Consider the following 15,713-nt stretch of genomic DNA (forward strand, 5'->3'; position numbering starts at 1 on the left):
GCGGGTTGCAGGTCCTGACGCGCAGCTTCGGACTGCGTGGAAGCCAGTGGTTCTCAATGCCGGTTGTGCCCTGACTGGCGGCGTATGTCTGTACCAAAAGCATCCCCGATCTGCCTGGCCCGCTTCTGCTCATCACTGTGCAGGTAGATCGACGTCGTTGATACAGACGCGTGCCGCAGATTGTCCCGCACGGTGGTCAGTTCCGCGCCGCGCCCCAGTGCATGGGTCGCATGGGTGTGGCGCATCCAGTGCGGACTCGCGCGACGCAGCTTCTCTGCCAGTGGCGGATGATCCGCCTGGATGGCCTGCGCGGCGAGCGGGAAGAAGCGCCAGAGCACACCCAGAGCCGCCCGCTGCTGATCGCTGCCTCACTGTCTGTCTCGAGGCTGCCGATGACCGGTGTTTCCGGCCGCCAGCGCACCGGCGCGATCGGCAACTCGCGTCCGGCGAGATACTGTGTGAGCGCGTCCCACGCGAGCGGCGGCAGCGCGACGCGCGCCAGCTTCTTTCCCTTGCCCGTCACGCGCAGCCAGTGATCCCCGCGCGCATCGGTCTCGACGGCACTGTCAACTTGGGCGACTTCGTCGATGATGATCCATAACGCACTGCGGCTCAGAAGACATTCGACGGAGTTTGGGTGACATTGGTAAATTCGCGCCACGCGACGAACCGGGCCGCGAGGTGTTTACGATAGAGAGAAGCGCGCCGCACATGTCGTTTCAGTGCGAAGTGCTGCCGGATCGGACCAAAGCTCGACAGGAAGGCCTGCGTACGCTTCGGGTCGCGAAAGCCTCGCGTGCGCCGCTCGCGCTCCCGCGTGGGTTGATGGCTGTTCTCTGCCCGGTTGTTGACACGGGCCGCAGCCCTGAAGAACACATGCTTCAGGTTGACCAACTCCGGGATGTCGGCTTTCGCCGCGGGATAGCTGCGCAACTGATCGGTGACGATCTTGCGTGGCACCGGGTTCGAACGCAGCACACGCTCGAAGAAACGTTTGGCTGCAGTTTTGTCGCGCCGCTTTTGCAGCAAGATGTCGAGTTCGGCGCCGTGCTCGTCGACTGCTCGCCACAGCAGATACGGTTGGCCACGCAGTGTGACGAACATTTCATCGAGGTGCCACGTGCTACCCGGCTTGCGGCGCGCCGCTTTCATCCGATGGGCAAAGGCCGCACCGAACTTCTCGCACCAGCGGCGAATCGTCTCGTAGCTGACCGTCACTCCGCGCTCGAACAGCAACTCTTCGATATCGCGCAGGCTGAGCTGGAACCGGAAGTACCAGCGCACCGCGTGGCTGATGACCGTCGCCGGGAACCGGTGGCCGCGATAAAGCGATTTCGTTTTCGTCGTCATCGCATCATGTTACGCGAACACCCCGCCAACGTGACAGCGCCCCTGCGTCAAAGAGCGCCTTCACACCATCAAGAACCTTGTCGCCAAACCCATTCTGCGGAAAAAGTACTCGCCGCCGTTGATCCGGATCCAACTGGCATCGGCTACATCATTCGATGTGTGTACGAATAGATCGAGAAACAGACCATTCCATCGCGACGCGACGCGCTGGTGGTTACCGGTGTTCCGAAAGGCAATTACGTCAATATCGCTCGTAGCCTCCCAATCGTCACGTGCACGGGAACCATAGGGAATCGCTGTGTGGCACCCGTATGTCAGACGCAGGTCGGCGGCTAGAGATTCGATCAACTCGTCGTTAGTCATTTTCTACCGGCACATGTTGGTGATGTCACGATGGTCGCGGATTTTGGCAGCGGTGCGGACGACGGACCGTGGCCGACTAGCGCCCGACGGCCGAGTGCGGCGATCACATCGGGTCCGCAGTCCATGCAAACGGTAAGACACGACCGGAGGCCGTCGCGTGGCTTTTCCACCGCGGACATTGAATCATATGTCGCCGGCCGAATTGTTGACGAATAATTTCTGATTACACTACTTCACCGTGCTTTCAATGGAGGACGACGTGACGAGGGTTCACATCGATGTACTACCGCGTGAGATTTTAACGGCACGCCTGAAACTTGTACCGGCATGTGAGCAATTCGCGCATGAGTTGCACGAATACTCCATTGAAAATCACGCTCACCTGCAGCCTTGGGAGCCGCTTAGAGCCGAAAGCTTCTTCGAAAAAAAATCAGTTCGCCGACGGCTGTCCATGATGGCGCACAACAACAACTCAGGAGTCGCAGTGCATCTACTCCTATTTTCGCCTGGAACCGGCGAAATGGTCGGTGAATGCAACTTCACCAACATCGTGCGTGGCCCGTTTCAGGCATGTCATCTTGGGTTTTCGCTTGCCAAACGGTTTGAGGGACAAGGTTTGATGCGCGAAGCATTGACCTCTGCGATCACCTATATCTTTGACGAAATCGGCTTGCACAGAATAATGGCGAATTTTAGACCTGAAAATGTTCGTAGCGAAGAACTATTGAAGCGGCTAGGGTTTGAGCGTGAAGGCTTGGCTCGTTCCTATCTGAGGATCAATGGGGTATGGGTCGACCACGTTCTCACATCGCTAATCAACCACATTCGAGAACGTTGAACCAGTCTGGCAGCTTTCGCTCCTACCTTTCTATCTTCACGGACGCAAAGCTGGCGGCGCCGTCGGAAGGGCGGAAATAAGTTGAGCCTAGCGGAAAAGGGCCCAACGGATCTTCATCGTCAGCGATCAATTTCGTCACTTCCGGGCCGCAGTCGCCGGTCGCCGGCTCAGGCGCACGGAATATCCAACAAGGTCCGAATCCGTTTTCCCATCTCGAACGCGCGAATCTCGTAGCCCAATTCTCGGTACAGATTGACCGCCTGTTCGTTAAACTCCCAAACGGCTAGTCTGATATCGGTGGCACCCTGCTTCCGCGCCCACTCTTCTGCGAGTTTAATAAGAGAGCTGCCGACCCCGCGTCCTCTGATTTGTTCTAAAACCGCGACGGAACCGATGCGACCGACGACCATCGGTTGCAAAAGCGGGCTTATCGGCTTCACCACCTGAATCGTAATGAAACCGACGGCGTTGCTGCCAAACTCGGCAAGAAACGTCGCTCGATCTTCTCCTTGGAGGCTGGCGAGCCAGTGCTGCTCGTCGCGGCCGAATTCTGTGGTGGCATCTGCGTAGATGTCGGGGCGTGCCAAGTGGTGGCTCGCATTCAAAATTTGACCCAATTCGCAGATTGTCAGAACGTCTTCGATTGTCGCGCGTCGATAGCTTATCGGATAGGTCATCGTCAGCCATGGTGAGGGAAATTTTCGGGGGCGGTCGCCTCAGTGCGACCCCACAAGCGACGTGCGGACCGCCGGTAGGAAGACCGATACGCGATAGGGTCAGGCGCTCCACGCTGCATTTTGCAAGACGAGCCGATAGCCGTCAGGATCCTCGAATGTTCGACCCGACACGTCCCAGTAAGGATTGAACGACTTTACGCAAACAAATCCATTTTCGACAAGGCGATCACACATCGCCCTCCACACTTGTCGATCCGGTATGTAAAACACCAGCAAGTCCTCACTCGTTGGGCGAGGCATCACGGGATGTTCGCTGCAATGGGTAAGCTCAAAATGATAGTCCATGCCGGGACTTCCAAGCATCACCCCGTCGAATTCCTGATGATCCTGAAATCTGGCGAGCACGGCCAGATCAAGCGCTGAGCAATACATGCGTTCACTACGGGCAAGATCGGAAACGGGCCGTGCGACTCTGAGATGCATCGTCATCGAATGGAATCGTGGAGATTGTTGAAAACGTATCAAACATCGGCTTGCAACACAAAGCCGAGCGACATCTGTGCCGAAGGATGTCGATCTGCAGGCCGAACCGCTTACACCTGGTTTGTGACTGGCCGGCGTGGAATTCGGTAAACGCAGGATGTGTACTTTGGCGTCACGCGGCTTTCCACAATGACGCCGCCTAACGATTCGGCAATGTGCCGGCTCGAGCGGTTCTGTTCTGCGACCGGATAGGTGAAACTTGCACAGCCAATGGTTCGCGTTGCCCATTGCGCAACAGCAGTTACGGCCTCGCGGCCGAAGCCATTTCGATGACGATCTTCACGAATCCATATGCCGAGTTCCGGGCTCTCCATGCGTACGCGGTGGAGTCCGGCCAACCCAAGAAAACTCCCGTCTGCGCGGTGCCGTATCGCGAATACATAGTCTGACCCGTCGTCTATCGACGGTATCCACGACTGCCAGACCTCGTCGAAGTCTTGCCGGGATGCCGGCGTGTCCCAGGCCATGTGACGGGTGAGCGAAGGGGTGATGCATGCGAACGTGGCATCGGCGTCGCTGGCCGTGAACGGTTTAATCAGGAGCCGGGTTGATTCAATCTGGATTTCTGTCGGCCGCTGCAGCATCTCACGTTTCCGTCGAGGTTTGTTCATATGTCGACGAATTAGAAACATGCATCGACCGGTTGAATCCACCGCCGACTATTGCCCCATGCGGGCAACAGTCGTCGGCCAAGAGCGGCACCTTAGCCACCCACGATGACAAGCTTCGTCATTGGCACGCAAGCCAATTCCAGTCCGCGCGCGGTACGGTACGTTGAAATCGAATCGCCCGACCAGCCACAATTACGATAGAACGGTACCGCGTTCAGCGTCGCATCGAGCCGCATTGCGTCAAGGCCGTGCCCGGCGGCCAACGCCTGAAGAAAATCCAGCATCTTGCGTCCAATGCCGCGACCCATATGAGACGGCCGGACGAAGATCGCGTCGACTCGCCCGCTTGCGAGCGTAAGCATCCCTGTTCCGACAACCGATCCCCGATCGACGGCGACATGGAAGTCACGTTCGACAACGCTAACCCATTTGTCGCCTGGCGAGCCATCGACCCACGCCGACAGGGCCGCTCTGGGATAGTGCTCAGCGCAGGCAGCATGCACCGACGTTTTACGGATATCCTACGCGTCGAATGCGTCATCGCGATTCGCCTTTCGTATCGTCAGCACGCAACGCTCCTTGATTCGAGCGGCCAAAACGGCACGTCGGCAACCTCATCAAGAACGGAAGCACGTACTCTGTCATGCATGCAATCATTCCTATTTGTGCCAACGCAATTCGGAGCGGCGTAAAAGACGCGGCCCCGTCATGATTCGCGGGGCCGTTGGAAAAGGCTGTGTACAACGGTGCACGTGATGACATTGAGCGCGTCGGAGTTCATTGAAGCATGTTGCCTTTCGAAGAAAATGCCGTCAATGTCGATTTGCGGATCATCAATCCGCGGGGCGTCGTGAATCCCTGAAAGTAACCGGTCAGCGTCCCCTCGCTGACGGGCCATCATCCTACTGCTCAGTCTGTTCTGCCATTTCAGGTGCGTCGTCTGCCTCGATGCCGAGGTAGCGCACCTCAGCACTGGCTTGCGCCCCGGCAACGGTGTCGGCGAACAGCCATGACTTCCGGTCAACGACGACTGGGGTGATCATGAGCGATGCCGTTGCATAGCTCGTTCGTTCATCTTGTTAGGGGCTTTTACGCTGGCCACTTCAGTTCCTCAACGACAAGCCATGCACGATTCCGCTCCCTATTTTTTTGGGTGAGGCTCGATTCCACTAAACTTGCCCATGCCGGCGGTGTTCGCACCATGACTCTACGCCTCCGTTCGGCTCGAACCGGGGGGTGCTAGCTATCTAATTACCAAAACCAGCAAGAAGGGTTGACTAGAGGAAGTAATCTAAAGCGACGTTCTGTGCATAGAGAACGCCATGACATTTTTGGTGCGAAATCCCCAATGCGATGCATTTAGGGGAATTGTGTCTAAGGTCGTTGCGCCAAGGCGGCGAATTTCCGAAAGCTGGGACTTCAGGTTTTCTCAACCAACGTTTTTATTTCGGCTGCCGCCCAGCGTCGCTAATCATTTGATAAACAAAGCAATCTTGATCAGCCGGGGGCGCAATGCCGCTTTTACCTTCAAAGCTCGAGCAACGCGCTGAAGTGGAATGAGTGCAAGCACCAATACGGCGCATTGGCGTAGCGTGGCCTAAAAGAAAAAATAGTTTGCTCTCGTCAAACAAATTTTGACGCGGATTTTTTTACTGATATCTTTAGTTACAAATATGAAACGTGATGAACGAGCAAGCACTGCCCCTCTTATGCTGGGCAGCAAGATTAGAGCGTTGCGCAAGCGACTCCAGCGTACCTTGGACGAAACTGCAACGGCGGCGGGAATATCGAAGCCGTTCCTTTCTCAGGTCGAGCGAGGGCACGCGACGCCGTCCATTTCGTCATTGGCCGGCATTGCGCAAGCGCTTGGAGTAACCATGCAGTACTTCGTCGAAACACCAACCGAAGCGAAATCCGTGCGGCGTGCAGACGAAAGGCAGTACTTCAGCTTTGCCGACTCGGCGAATCAGTTTGCTCGCCTCACCAACGCAGCGGTCGGCAGGCAGCTCGACGCGATTCTCGTTCGAATGCCTGCAGGTCAGCCGCCGTCGGAAGTGACGACACATGCTGGAGAGGAGTTTCTCTATGTGCTCAGCGGTCAGATATCGCTGAGCCTGGAGGGCTGTACGTTTGTGCTCGATCCAGGTGACAGCGCACACTTCGAGTCGACGGTCCCCCACGGGTGGGCCAATGCGGCTAACGAAGAAACCGTGATTGTCTGGGTAGGTTCGCCGAGACTGTTTTAAGCATTGGTAGCTTCGCTGCGTTCGCGGCGAATCTCCGTTTCATACATTTTATAGTCCTAAATGTATGAATCCATGTCGAATGCAGAGTGATCCATCGATTCCTTGCGAACGATGGATAGGGATTGGTTTTGCCTGAAATTTCTAATAACCGCACTAAGTACATTTTCGTCTCCTGTTTGATATTCACCGAAGTGGACGAGATGGGTGACTAGGGTTGTGCGCATAGTCGGTGGTATGCGGGGGTCATGAAGTAACGGGGCGGTCTCGGACGGGTGCCGCACGGGGGAAAGTGCCAAAGGTGTTCTCTGGCATGTCGACTTGGGTCAATGACAGGAAGGAAAAAATGAAACTCACGGTTTTGGGATCTGCCATACGGAAAATAGTGTGGGCAGAGATTGCGCTGACAGCTGCGCTTGGGACCACGGCGTTTGCACAGGTTCAGCCGGCAGCAACCGCGGCGGCGACGAAAACTGACACGGTCTCCGCTCAGAAGGATGGGCAAGACGCGAATGCGACGGCCGCCGCACCGAGCGCGGCATCGGGCGCTTCGGCGGGCACGAGCTCGGTGAAGCAGCTGCAGAAGTTCGAGGTGACGGGTTCGCTGATCCGCAGCGCAGACAAACAAGGCCGCACTGAAGTTCAAGTCATCACCGCGAAGGAAATTCAGCAAAGCGGCTACACGACCGTGGCCGACTTCCTGCGCGGCACAGCCGTCAACTCCGCAAGCAGTTGGTCCCAATCGACGGCTCAGAGCTCGGCCCCCGGTGGCGCGGGCCTTGCGCTGCGCGGCCTCAGCGAAAAGTACACGCTCGTGCTCATCGACGGGCAGCGCGTGGCCAACTACGCACAGCCCGTCAACTTCACCGACACGTTCTTCGACATCAACACGATCCCGATGAACATCGTGGAGCGCATCGAAATCGTGAAGACGGGCGCAGTGTCCGTGTACGGTTCGGACGCGATCGCGGGGGTCGTGAACATCATCACGAAGAAGAACTTCGAGGGATTGCAGATCGACGGTCAGCTTGGCAAGGCCCAGCATCCCGGTAACGCTCAGGGCACCTTCAGCGTCCTGGGCGGTCTCGGCAACCTGACTTCCGACCGCTGGAACATCACGGCGGCCGCGAGCTACTACCGCGACAGCGGCTCGACGCTCGCCGACCGCGACATGACCAAAAACCAGGACTTCACGCAGTTCCCGGGCGGTAACGCGGCGCCGCTAGGCCCGAACCAGCAGTCGTACTGGCAGCTCGCGGACGGCACCCATCAGGCGCTCAATCCGTGTCCGCCGGGCAGCAACGCGACGGCGACGGGCGGCCAGTCGTGTACGTACAACGTGGCGAACAGCACGTCGCTGATCCCGTCAACGACACGCCTGAGCGCAAAGGTGCGTGGCACGTTCAAGATTGACGACACCACCGAGGCCTATGCGGGCTTCTGGGCGAGCCGCAATGAAACCGTGCAGTTGAACGGTCCGGCGTCGCTCAGCAGCCAGACCAACGTGTTCGACCCGTCGACGGGCACGGTCTCGCCGGTCGGGCGCACCGTCTCGGCTTCGAACCCGTTCAACCCCTTCGGCGTTCCTACGCTGATCAACCTGACGTTCCCGAACAACGTATCTGTCTGGGATACGACCTCGACGTTCCTGATGGCGAACACGGGCGTCAAGGGTTCGTTCGACACGCAGAAGTTTGGCGCCTGGGATTGGTCGGCAGAGTACGCGCATTCGCAAAGTACCGTCGCAAGCACCTACTCGAACCGGCTCAATGTGGCTGGCCTCGAGAACATGCTCGCGAACGGCACCTACAACTTCTCGAACCCGAGTTCCACGCCGAACGGTCTGAACGGTGTGTTCCAGGATGACAACCAGCTGTCGATCACGAAGCTTGACCAGGTGCTCGCGAAGGCCTCGACGACCAGCCTGTTCACGCTGCCGGCCGGCGGCGTGGGGCTCGGTGTCGGCACTGAGTTCCGTCACGAGTCGACGGTCATCAACTCGCAGACCTATGCGACGCAAGGCATCACGGCGCCTGCGAACGTGCAGTCCGTGGACGGCGAGCGTAACGTAGCGGCCGCCTTCTATCAGGTCGACATTCCCATCATCCGCAACCTGACGTTCACGCAGTCGGGCCGTTACGACCACTACAGCGATTTCGGCGGTGCCTTCTCGCCGAGCTTCGCGCTGCGCTTTCAGCCGGTTCGCATGCTGACGGCGTACGCATCGTACAGCCGCGGGTTCCGCGCACCGACGCCGGTCGAGAACTCGCAATCGGTCTATCTGGCCCACCAGAACCTGGTGGACCCGAACGATCCGAGCGGCGTGCCCACCAAACACTTCACGACGGAGCAGACGACCGGCAACCCGAACCTGCAGCCTGAACACACCAAGAACTACAACATCGGCTTTACGCTGTCGCCGGACGCGACGACGGACTTCGGTGCGGCCTTCTACAAGGTGCACATCGACAGCGTCATCGGCACGCCCGATCCGAACGCGATCTTGCAGGCGAACGATCCGAATTTGGTCGTGCGTAACCCGGACGGCACCATTCGCTACATCAAGATGCCGTTCGTGAACTTGGGCTCGCTCGATACGGACGGCTTCGACCTCGATTTCCGCAAGAGCGTGGGCACGAAGTACGGCACGTTCACGCTCGCGGGAGACTGGACCTACGTCTGGCACTTCAAGCTGAAGAGCGGTGGCGAGACTCAGGACTTCGCGGGCAACAACCTGGCGCTGCTGCAGCCGTTCGGCGCGAGCAACCCGCGCTGGAAGGGCAATACGAGCCTGAGCTGGGATTACCGCCAACTGACCACCACGCTCACCTGGCAGTACACGGGCCCCTACACGAACGCGGTTGCGGCCGAGTTCGGCGATGGCGGCACGCTGTCGGTTGCCTCGTACAGCCAGTTCAACCTGGTGGCCACCTATCGCGGCTTCAAGCACTGGACCATTTATGGCGGTATCCAGAACCTGTTCGACAGGAAGCCGCCGTTCGACGTCGAGTGGCAGTCGACTCCTGACATCACGGGTTACGACCAATCGCTGTACACGGACCTGGGCCGCTTCTTCCAGGTGGGTGCGACTTATCGTTTCTGATCGCGACAGGCCGGCGCCCGACCGTGCGAGACACAGTCATGCGCCGGCCCGCGTGTAATGGCAGTGGCAAGAAATCCCTTGTGAACAGCCTCATCCGCGGTTCGAGTCGCGACAGCGCCTCGAACATGGAACAGGCGAATCACGCTGCGAGGATCGAAGGTATGAAAGTAGAAGCAAGCATGACTGCGACATCAGCCGTGGACACGAGCGGGGTCGCCAGACCCGGCCGCCAGCGCGAGTTCGGGCGCAAGCAGCAAAATCCGGTTCGCCGCTTCGGCGGCATTGCAGTCGTCATCGTCCTCCACATCGTGTTGGTCTATGCGCTGCTCAACGGCCTCGCGACGAAGGTCGTGCAGGTCATTCAGCATCCGATCGAAACGAAGATCATCGAGCCGGTCAAGCCGCCGCCTCCGCCGCCCCTGCCAGAGGTGAAGCTGCCGCCGCCCAAGTTTGCGCCGCCACCGCCCCCCTTTGTGCCGCCGCCCGAAGTGCCGGTCCAGGCGCCGCCGCAGCCGACCATCGCGCACACGGCCACGCCGGTGCAGTCCGCGCCCGTGACGGCACCACCCGCACCGCCTGCGCCGCCCGTCAAGGCTGCCGCGCCCGTGCGCACGGAAGTCGGTGTCGTCTGCCCGAATTCCGATCAGATCCGCAGCTCGATCGCCTATCCGAAGGAAGCGCAGGAGAACGGCGATACCGGCGAAGTGTTGATCGAATTTACCGTCGATCCGGAAGGACATCTCGGCAACGTTCGTGTGGCCAAGTCGTCGGATCACGACAGTCTGGACGAAGCGGCATACAAGGCCGTCAAGCGGTTCAACTGCATCGCGCAGGGCCAGGCCGTGCGCGTGCAGGTGCCTTTCTCGTTCAACCTCAATTGACTCGACAGATAACAAACCGCGCACGCTGCGCCCGCGGTGCAGGCACGAAAGCCTGCACCGACGGTTTAACCCGATTTCTTAAGTTCAACGTTTGAACTGGAGCTCAACATGAATAAGCGTTCCGTCGCCAACCTGGCAACCAGTCTCCTGATCGCTGCCGCCGCGGTGAATACCCTCGTGGCACCGCAACTCGCGCATGCTCAGGCAAGCGTAGCCGCCTCCGCCGCGCCCGCCGTAGCGGCGCCGCAGATGAACGCGTCCGCCACCGCAGCCGACGAGCCGGCACCGCCGCCCGCACCGGCAGCGACGCAATCCGTCGAGAACCCCTACGGTCTCGGCGCGCTGTGGAAGAACGGCGACTTCGTCGCGCGCTTCGTGCTGCTTCTGCTCGTCATCATGTCGATGGGCAGCTGGTACATCATGGTCACGAAGTTCTTCGAGCAGTTCCGCACCAATCGCCGCGCGAAGCATGCCGACGAGCAATTGTGGAGCGCGCCGTCGCTCACCGAAGGCGCCCAGCAGCTCGATGAGTCATCGCCGTTCCGCTTCATCGCAGAGACGGCGATCGAGGCAGGCCAGCATCACGATGAGGCACTGCTCGAAGCCGTCGACCGCAACACATGGATCGATGTCTCGGTGGAGCGTGCGATCACGAACGTGTCGAACCGTATGCAGGACGGTCTCGCGTTCCTCGCGACAGTCGGCTCGACGGCCCCTTTCATCGGTCTGTTCGGCACCGTCTGGGGTATCTATCACGCGCTGACCGCGATCGGCATCGCGGGCCAGGCCTCGATCGACAAGGTGGCGGGCCCCGTCGGTGAAGCGCTGATCATGACGGCCATCGGTCTTGGCGTCGCCGTGCCGGCCGTGCTCGGCTACAACTTCCTCGTTCGCCGCAACAAGTCGGTGATGGAGCGCGTCCGTGCCTTCGGCGCTCAACTCCATGCCGTGCTGCTCGCCGGCAGCAAGCGTCCCGCCCGTCCTGTCGCGGTGCGTTCCGCCGCGACCGCCCCGTAACCGGCAGTCTGAAGCCTGAACGAGGTCCACCATGGCCATGAGCGTGGGGCAAAACGAAGATAGCGACGACGTTATTGCCGCTATCAATACGACGCCGCTCGTCGACGTGATGCTGGTGTTGCTGATCATCTTCCTGATCACGATCCCGGTCGTCACGCATACGGTGCCGGTGCAGTTGCCGAAGGAAACGATCCAGCCGCTGCAGACGACACCAGCGAGCATCGAGATCGCGGTCAATCGCGACGGCGACTTCTTCTGGAACGAGAAGCACGTGGATAGTGCGACGCTGCTGTCGCGGCTGAAGGACGTTTCGGTGATGCAGCCGCAGCCCGAGGTGCACGTACGCGGTGACCAGAACACGCGTTACGAGTTCATCGGCCGCGTGATCACGACCTGTGAACGCGCCGGCATCGCGAAGGTGTCATTTATCACGGAGCCGCCTGCGCGCGGCGGCTAGGAGGCGAAGATGGGAATGAACGTTCCTTCGGGCGGCGGTGGCGGTGACCCGGAAGTGATGGTGGACATCAACACCACGCCGCTCATCGACGTGATGCTGGTGTTGTTGATCATGCTGATCATCACGATCCCGATCCAGATGCATGCGGTGAAGATGAATCTGCCGGTGGGCAATCCGCCGCCGCCGCTCACGCAGCCCGAAATCGTGCAGATCGACATCGATTTCGACGGCACGACGACCTGGAACGGCACGCCGGTGCCGGACCGCGCCGCCCTCGAGGCAAAGCTTGCGCATGTCGCGGCCGAGCCCGTGCAGGCCGAGATTCATCTGCGTCCGAACAGGCTCGCGCCTTATAAAGATGTGGCGGCCGTCATGGCGTCGGCGCAGCGGGTTGGCGCCACAAAGATTGGGCTCATCGGTAACGAGCAGTACATGCAATAAGGACGGTGTGATGAGAATAGTCAATCGACGGGTCAAGCTAGCGTTGTCGTCGGCCGTCGTCGGCGTGGTCTTTGCCGCGGCAGCACTGCCAGCCGTGGCCGACACGCTGCGTCCCGACGTCGGCAAGCCGCTCAGCGCGGCCCAGGATCTCTATCGGGCGCATAAGTACAAGGACGCGCTTGCCAGGATCGCGCAAGCCGCGGCGGTGCCGAACAAGACGCCGTACGAGATCTACATGGTCGAGGAAATGCGCGGCGCGACGTTGATGGCGGACGGCGAGGCGGGTGCGGCCGCCCAGGCCTATCAGACGCTGCTCGGCACCGGGCAACTGAAGGGCGACGACGAACAACGCGTGAGCGCGACGCTGGCTGGCATTTACTTCCAGCAGCACGACTATGCGCGCGCGATTGTAACGGCACGGCGTTACCAGAAGGCGGGAGGCAGCGATCCGCAGATGACGGAGCTGCTCGTACAGTCGTACTACCTGTCAAACGATTGCTCGAGCGTGGTCGGTGCGCTGAAGCCGACGATCGACGCGCAAGTGCGCGCCAACCGCGCGCCTGACGAGTCGCAATTGCAGCTATTGAGTACCTGTGCGCAGCGCAGCAAGGACGAGGCGACCTACCGCGCCGCACTCGAGGATCTCGTCGCTTACCACCCGAAGCAGGCGTACTGGGACAACCTGTTCTCGGCGATTCGTGCAAAGCCGGGCTACTCGTCAAAGCTTGACGTGGACGTGTACCGGTTGGGCCGCGCCAACGGCGCGTTCGGCTCGGTGGACGACTACATGGAGATGACGCAGCTTTCGCTCGTCGCGGGTACGCCGGCCGAAGCGAAACAGATCATCGATCAGGGTTTCGCCTCGGGCGTGCTCGGCAAGGGTGCACAGGCCGAGCGTGAAAAGCGCCTGCAGGCGCTCGCGGCGAAGCGCGCGCAGGCGGGCAGCGATGCGGAGAATCCCGTCGCGCCGGTCGACCAGGGGTTCAACCTCGTGTTTGCTGGTCACGCGAAGGACGGGCTCGCGATGATGGAGTCGGCGATCGCGAAGCGCGGCCTCGACCATCCCGATCAGGCGCAACTGCATCTGGGCATCGCCTACTACGTGGCAGGACAGAAGCCGCGTGCGATTCAGGCGTTCCGGGCGGTCAAGGGCACCGATGGCTCCGCCGATCTCAGCCGCCTGTGGATGCTCACGGCGTCGAAGTAGGCCACGCGGCCGCGCTCGCGCCCGGCCTTGCGCTCCGATCCGATCAATGGCACGCCGGCTTCCGTCCGGCGTGCGCACACGCACAGTGACAATGAAACTTCTGACGTTCCGCTCGTTGGGCCGGCTTGCGCCGCTTGCGCCGATAGTCACGCCCCTGATCGCCGCGATGGTCGCGACGACCGGCGCGACCATCGCGGCGCCGGCCGACGCCAAACCGGCGATTGCGCAATTCGGCGAACCAAAATACCCAACGGATTTCACGCATTTCGATTACGCGAATCCCGATGCGCCGACGACCGGCGAATTGACTTTTCAGAACTACAACGACAACCAGAGCTACGATTCGACGAATCCGTTCATCGTTCGAGGAATGCCCGCGCCGGATATCCGTAACCTGATGTTCGATACGCTGATGCAACGCAGCTGGGACGAACCGGCTTCCGAATATCCGCTGATCGCGGACGATGTACTGATCGCGCCCGACCGACGCGCGGCGACGTTCCACATCAATCCGGCGGCGCGTTTCTCGAACGGCGATCCGATCACTGCACAGGACCTCAAGTACTCGTTCGACACGCTGAAAAGCGCGCAGGCGTCCCCGTTGATTTCGTCGCAGTTCGTGCAGATCAAGCGCGCGACGGTGATCGACCGTCTGACGGTACGCTTCGACTTCGTCGACGACTCGAGAGCCAATCCGTTGATCGCCGGTGATCTGCCGGTGTTTTCGCCGAAGTGGGGCATGCAACAGGATGGCAAGCGCCTGCCGTTCGACCAACTTTCCGTCGATCCGCCGATAGCGAGCGGCGCCTATCTGATCGAGTCACGCAAGAACGACAAGCAGATCACCTATCGCCGCAACCCGAACTATTGGGCCGCGAACCTGCCCGCGCGGCGTGGGATGTTCCGCTTCGAGCGCGTGACGTTCAAGCTCTATGTGGACCAGTACACGATGCTCGAATCGTTCAAGGCCGGCAACGAGGATGTGCGCGTCGAATACAGTGCGACTCAGTGGGCGCGCAAATATGTCGGCAAGAACTTCAAGTCGGGGTTCCTGCACAAGGGCGAATTCGAAGAGGGCCCCGCGCAAATGCAGGGCTTCATCATCAACACGCGCAAGCCTCAATTCCAGGACCGGCGCGTTCGACATGCGCTCGCGCTCGCATTCGACTACGAGTGGATGAACCGGATGATGTTCTACGGGCAGTATCGCCGGCTGAACAGCTTCTGGGAGGACAGCCCGTTCGGTGCGACCGGCATGCCCAGCGAGAAGGAGGCTAAGCTGCTCGAGCCGTTCCGCGCATCGTTGCCTGCTGAGGTGTTCGGTCCGATGGTCAAGCTGCCGAACACGCTGCCGCCCGGCTCGCTACGGCAGAACCTGCGGCAGGCGCGCGATCTGCTCGCCGAGGCGGGCTGGCACTACCGCGACGGCGCATTGCGCGATCCGAGCGGCAAGCCGATGACGATCGAGATCATCGATAACCAGCCGGGCATGGACCGCCTCATCATCCCCTATACGCAGGCGCTGCAGACGCTGGGCATCCACGCTTACTTCCGCGAACTCGACAGTGCGCTTTATCAGAAGCGACTCGACAACTTCGACTACGACATGACGACGTACATCTATCCGCCCGTCACGATCCCGGGGCCGGAGCTGATACGCCGTTTCACGAGCCCTGCTGCATCAGAGGTCGGTTCGGAAAACTACATGGGCATTCGCTCGAAGGCCGTGGATACGCTCGTGCACGCAGCCATCTCTGCCGACACGCTCGATGACCTCGAGACGGCGACGCGCGCGCTCGATCGCATACTGATCAACGAGTACTACCTCGTGCCGCACTACTACCCGCCGAACGCGCGGATCGGCTACAAGTCGACCATCGGGTTCCCGAAGGTGACACCGATCACCTATCAGTACGAGGACTGGATCATTAACTACTGGTATCGCAAACCGCTGGCGCAGACAACCGCCGCAGTGCATTGAG

At 60.1% G+C, this 15,713-nt stretch carries 15 protein-coding genes and 1 pseudogene; 9 read left to right on the top strand and 7 right to left on the bottom strand.

Features of this window, described 5'->3' with window-relative positions:
- Nucleotides 1–53: 53 nt before the first annotated feature.
- Nucleotides 54–550 (bottom strand): annotated as a pseudogene (locus tag G5S42_RS32080) (tyrosine-type recombinase/integrase); the annotation flags it as partial.
- Between the two features lie 62 nt (nt 551–612).
- Complete coding sequence (locus G5S42_RS32085; RefSeq protein WP_176110832.1) at nt 613–1,350, bottom strand: IS6 family transposase; 738 nt, start codon at nt 1,348–1,350, stop codon at nt 613–615.
- Between the two features lie 610 nt (nt 1,351–1,960).
- Here G5S42_RS32085 and G5S42_RS32090 point away from each other — a divergent pair.
- Complete coding sequence (locus G5S42_RS32090) at nt 1,961–2,551, top strand: GNAT family N-acetyltransferase (protein ID WP_176110833.1); 591 nt, start codon at nt 1,961–1,963, stop codon at nt 2,549–2,551.
- A 167-nt stretch (nt 2,552–2,718) separates the two neighbouring features.
- Here G5S42_RS32090 and G5S42_RS32095 read toward each other — a convergent pair whose 3' ends face one another.
- The 5 genes from G5S42_RS32095 to G5S42_RS32115 all read right to left on the bottom strand — a co-directional run bounded on the left by G5S42_RS32095 (nt 2,719) and on the right by G5S42_RS32115 (nt 5,425).
- Nucleotides 2,719–3,228, bottom strand: coding sequence for a GNAT family N-acetyltransferase (locus G5S42_RS32095; protein ID WP_176110834.1), 510 nt, complete (start codon nt 3,226–3,228; stop codon nt 2,719–2,721).
- A gap of 99 nt (nt 3,229–3,327) precedes the next feature.
- Nucleotides 3,328–3,717, bottom strand: coding sequence for a VOC family protein (locus G5S42_RS32100; protein WP_176110835.1), 390 nt, complete (start codon nt 3,715–3,717; stop codon nt 3,328–3,330).
- Nucleotides 3,718–3,821: 104 nt separating this feature from the next.
- Nucleotides 3,822–4,355, bottom strand: a complete 534-nt coding sequence (locus tag G5S42_RS32105) for a GNAT family N-acetyltransferase (RefSeq protein ID WP_176110836.1) — start codon at nt 4,353–4,355, stop codon at nt 3,822–3,824.
- A gap of 119 nt (nt 4,356–4,474) precedes the next feature.
- A complete protein-coding gene (locus G5S42_RS32110) occupies nt 4,475–4,900 on the bottom strand; it encodes a GNAT family N-acetyltransferase (RefSeq protein ID WP_312883704.1) in 426 nt (141 codons plus the stop codon).
- Between the two features lie 384 nt (nt 4,901–5,284).
- Nucleotides 5,285–5,425, bottom strand: a complete 141-nt coding sequence (locus tag G5S42_RS32115) for a hypothetical protein (RefSeq protein ID WP_176110837.1) — start codon at nt 5,423–5,425, stop codon at nt 5,285–5,287.
- Between the two features lie 630 nt (nt 5,426–6,055).
- On the opposite strand from G5S42_RS32115, the gene relB reads away from it, so the two are divergent.
- The 8 genes from relB (at nt 6,056) to G5S42_RS32155 (ending at nt 15,712) form a co-directional block, all read left to right on the top strand.
- A complete protein-coding gene (gene relB / locus G5S42_RS32120) occupies nt 6,056–6,628 on the top strand; it encodes a type II toxin-antitoxin system RelB family anti-toxin (protein ID WP_176110838.1) in 573 nt (190 codons plus the stop codon).
- Nucleotides 6,629–6,971: 343 nt separating this feature from the next.
- A complete protein-coding gene (locus tag G5S42_RS32125; RefSeq protein WP_176110839.1) occupies nt 6,972–9,728 on the top strand; it encodes a TonB-dependent receptor in 2,757 nt (918 codons plus the stop codon).
- Nucleotides 9,729–9,889: 161 nt separating this feature from the next.
- Nucleotides 9,890–10,609: an energy transducer TonB gene (locus G5S42_RS32130; protein WP_176110840.1), complete on the top strand. Its 720-nt coding sequence runs from the start codon at nt 9,890–9,892 to the stop codon at nt 10,607–10,609.
- Nucleotides 10,610–10,717: 108 nt separating this feature from the next.
- The gene (locus G5S42_RS32135) at nt 10,718–11,626 is read left to right on the top strand and encodes a MotA/TolQ/ExbB proton channel family protein (RefSeq protein WP_176110841.1); all 909 of its coding nucleotides are present in this window, start codon (nt 10,718–10,720) and stop codon (nt 11,624–11,626) included.
- Between the two features lie 31 nt (nt 11,627–11,657).
- On the top strand, nt 11,658–12,083 hold the full coding sequence (locus G5S42_RS32140) for an ExbD/TolR family protein (protein ID WP_176110842.1): 426 nt from the start codon (nt 11,658–11,660) through the stop codon (nt 12,081–12,083).
- Between the two features lie 9 nt (nt 12,084–12,092).
- Nucleotides 12,093–12,524 (top strand): ExbD/TolR family protein, encoded by a 432-nt coding sequence (locus G5S42_RS32145; RefSeq protein WP_176110843.1) that lies wholly within the window; start codon nt 12,093–12,095, stop codon nt 12,522–12,524.
- Nucleotides 12,525–12,534: 10 nt separating this feature from the next.
- A complete protein-coding gene (locus G5S42_RS32150; RefSeq protein ID WP_176110844.1) occupies nt 12,535–13,731 on the top strand; it encodes a tetratricopeptide repeat protein in 1,197 nt (398 codons plus the stop codon).
- Nucleotides 13,732–13,897: 166 nt separating this feature from the next.
- Nucleotides 13,898–15,712: an extracellular solute-binding protein gene (locus G5S42_RS32155; protein WP_246392377.1), complete on the top strand. Its 1,815-nt coding sequence runs from the start codon at nt 13,898–13,900 to the stop codon at nt 15,710–15,712.
- Nucleotide 15,713 lies beyond the last annotated feature (1 nt).

It is taken from the genome of Paraburkholderia youngii, assembly GCF_013366925.1.
GTDB lineage: Bacteria > Pseudomonadota > Gammaproteobacteria > Burkholderiales > Burkholderiaceae > Paraburkholderia > Paraburkholderia youngii.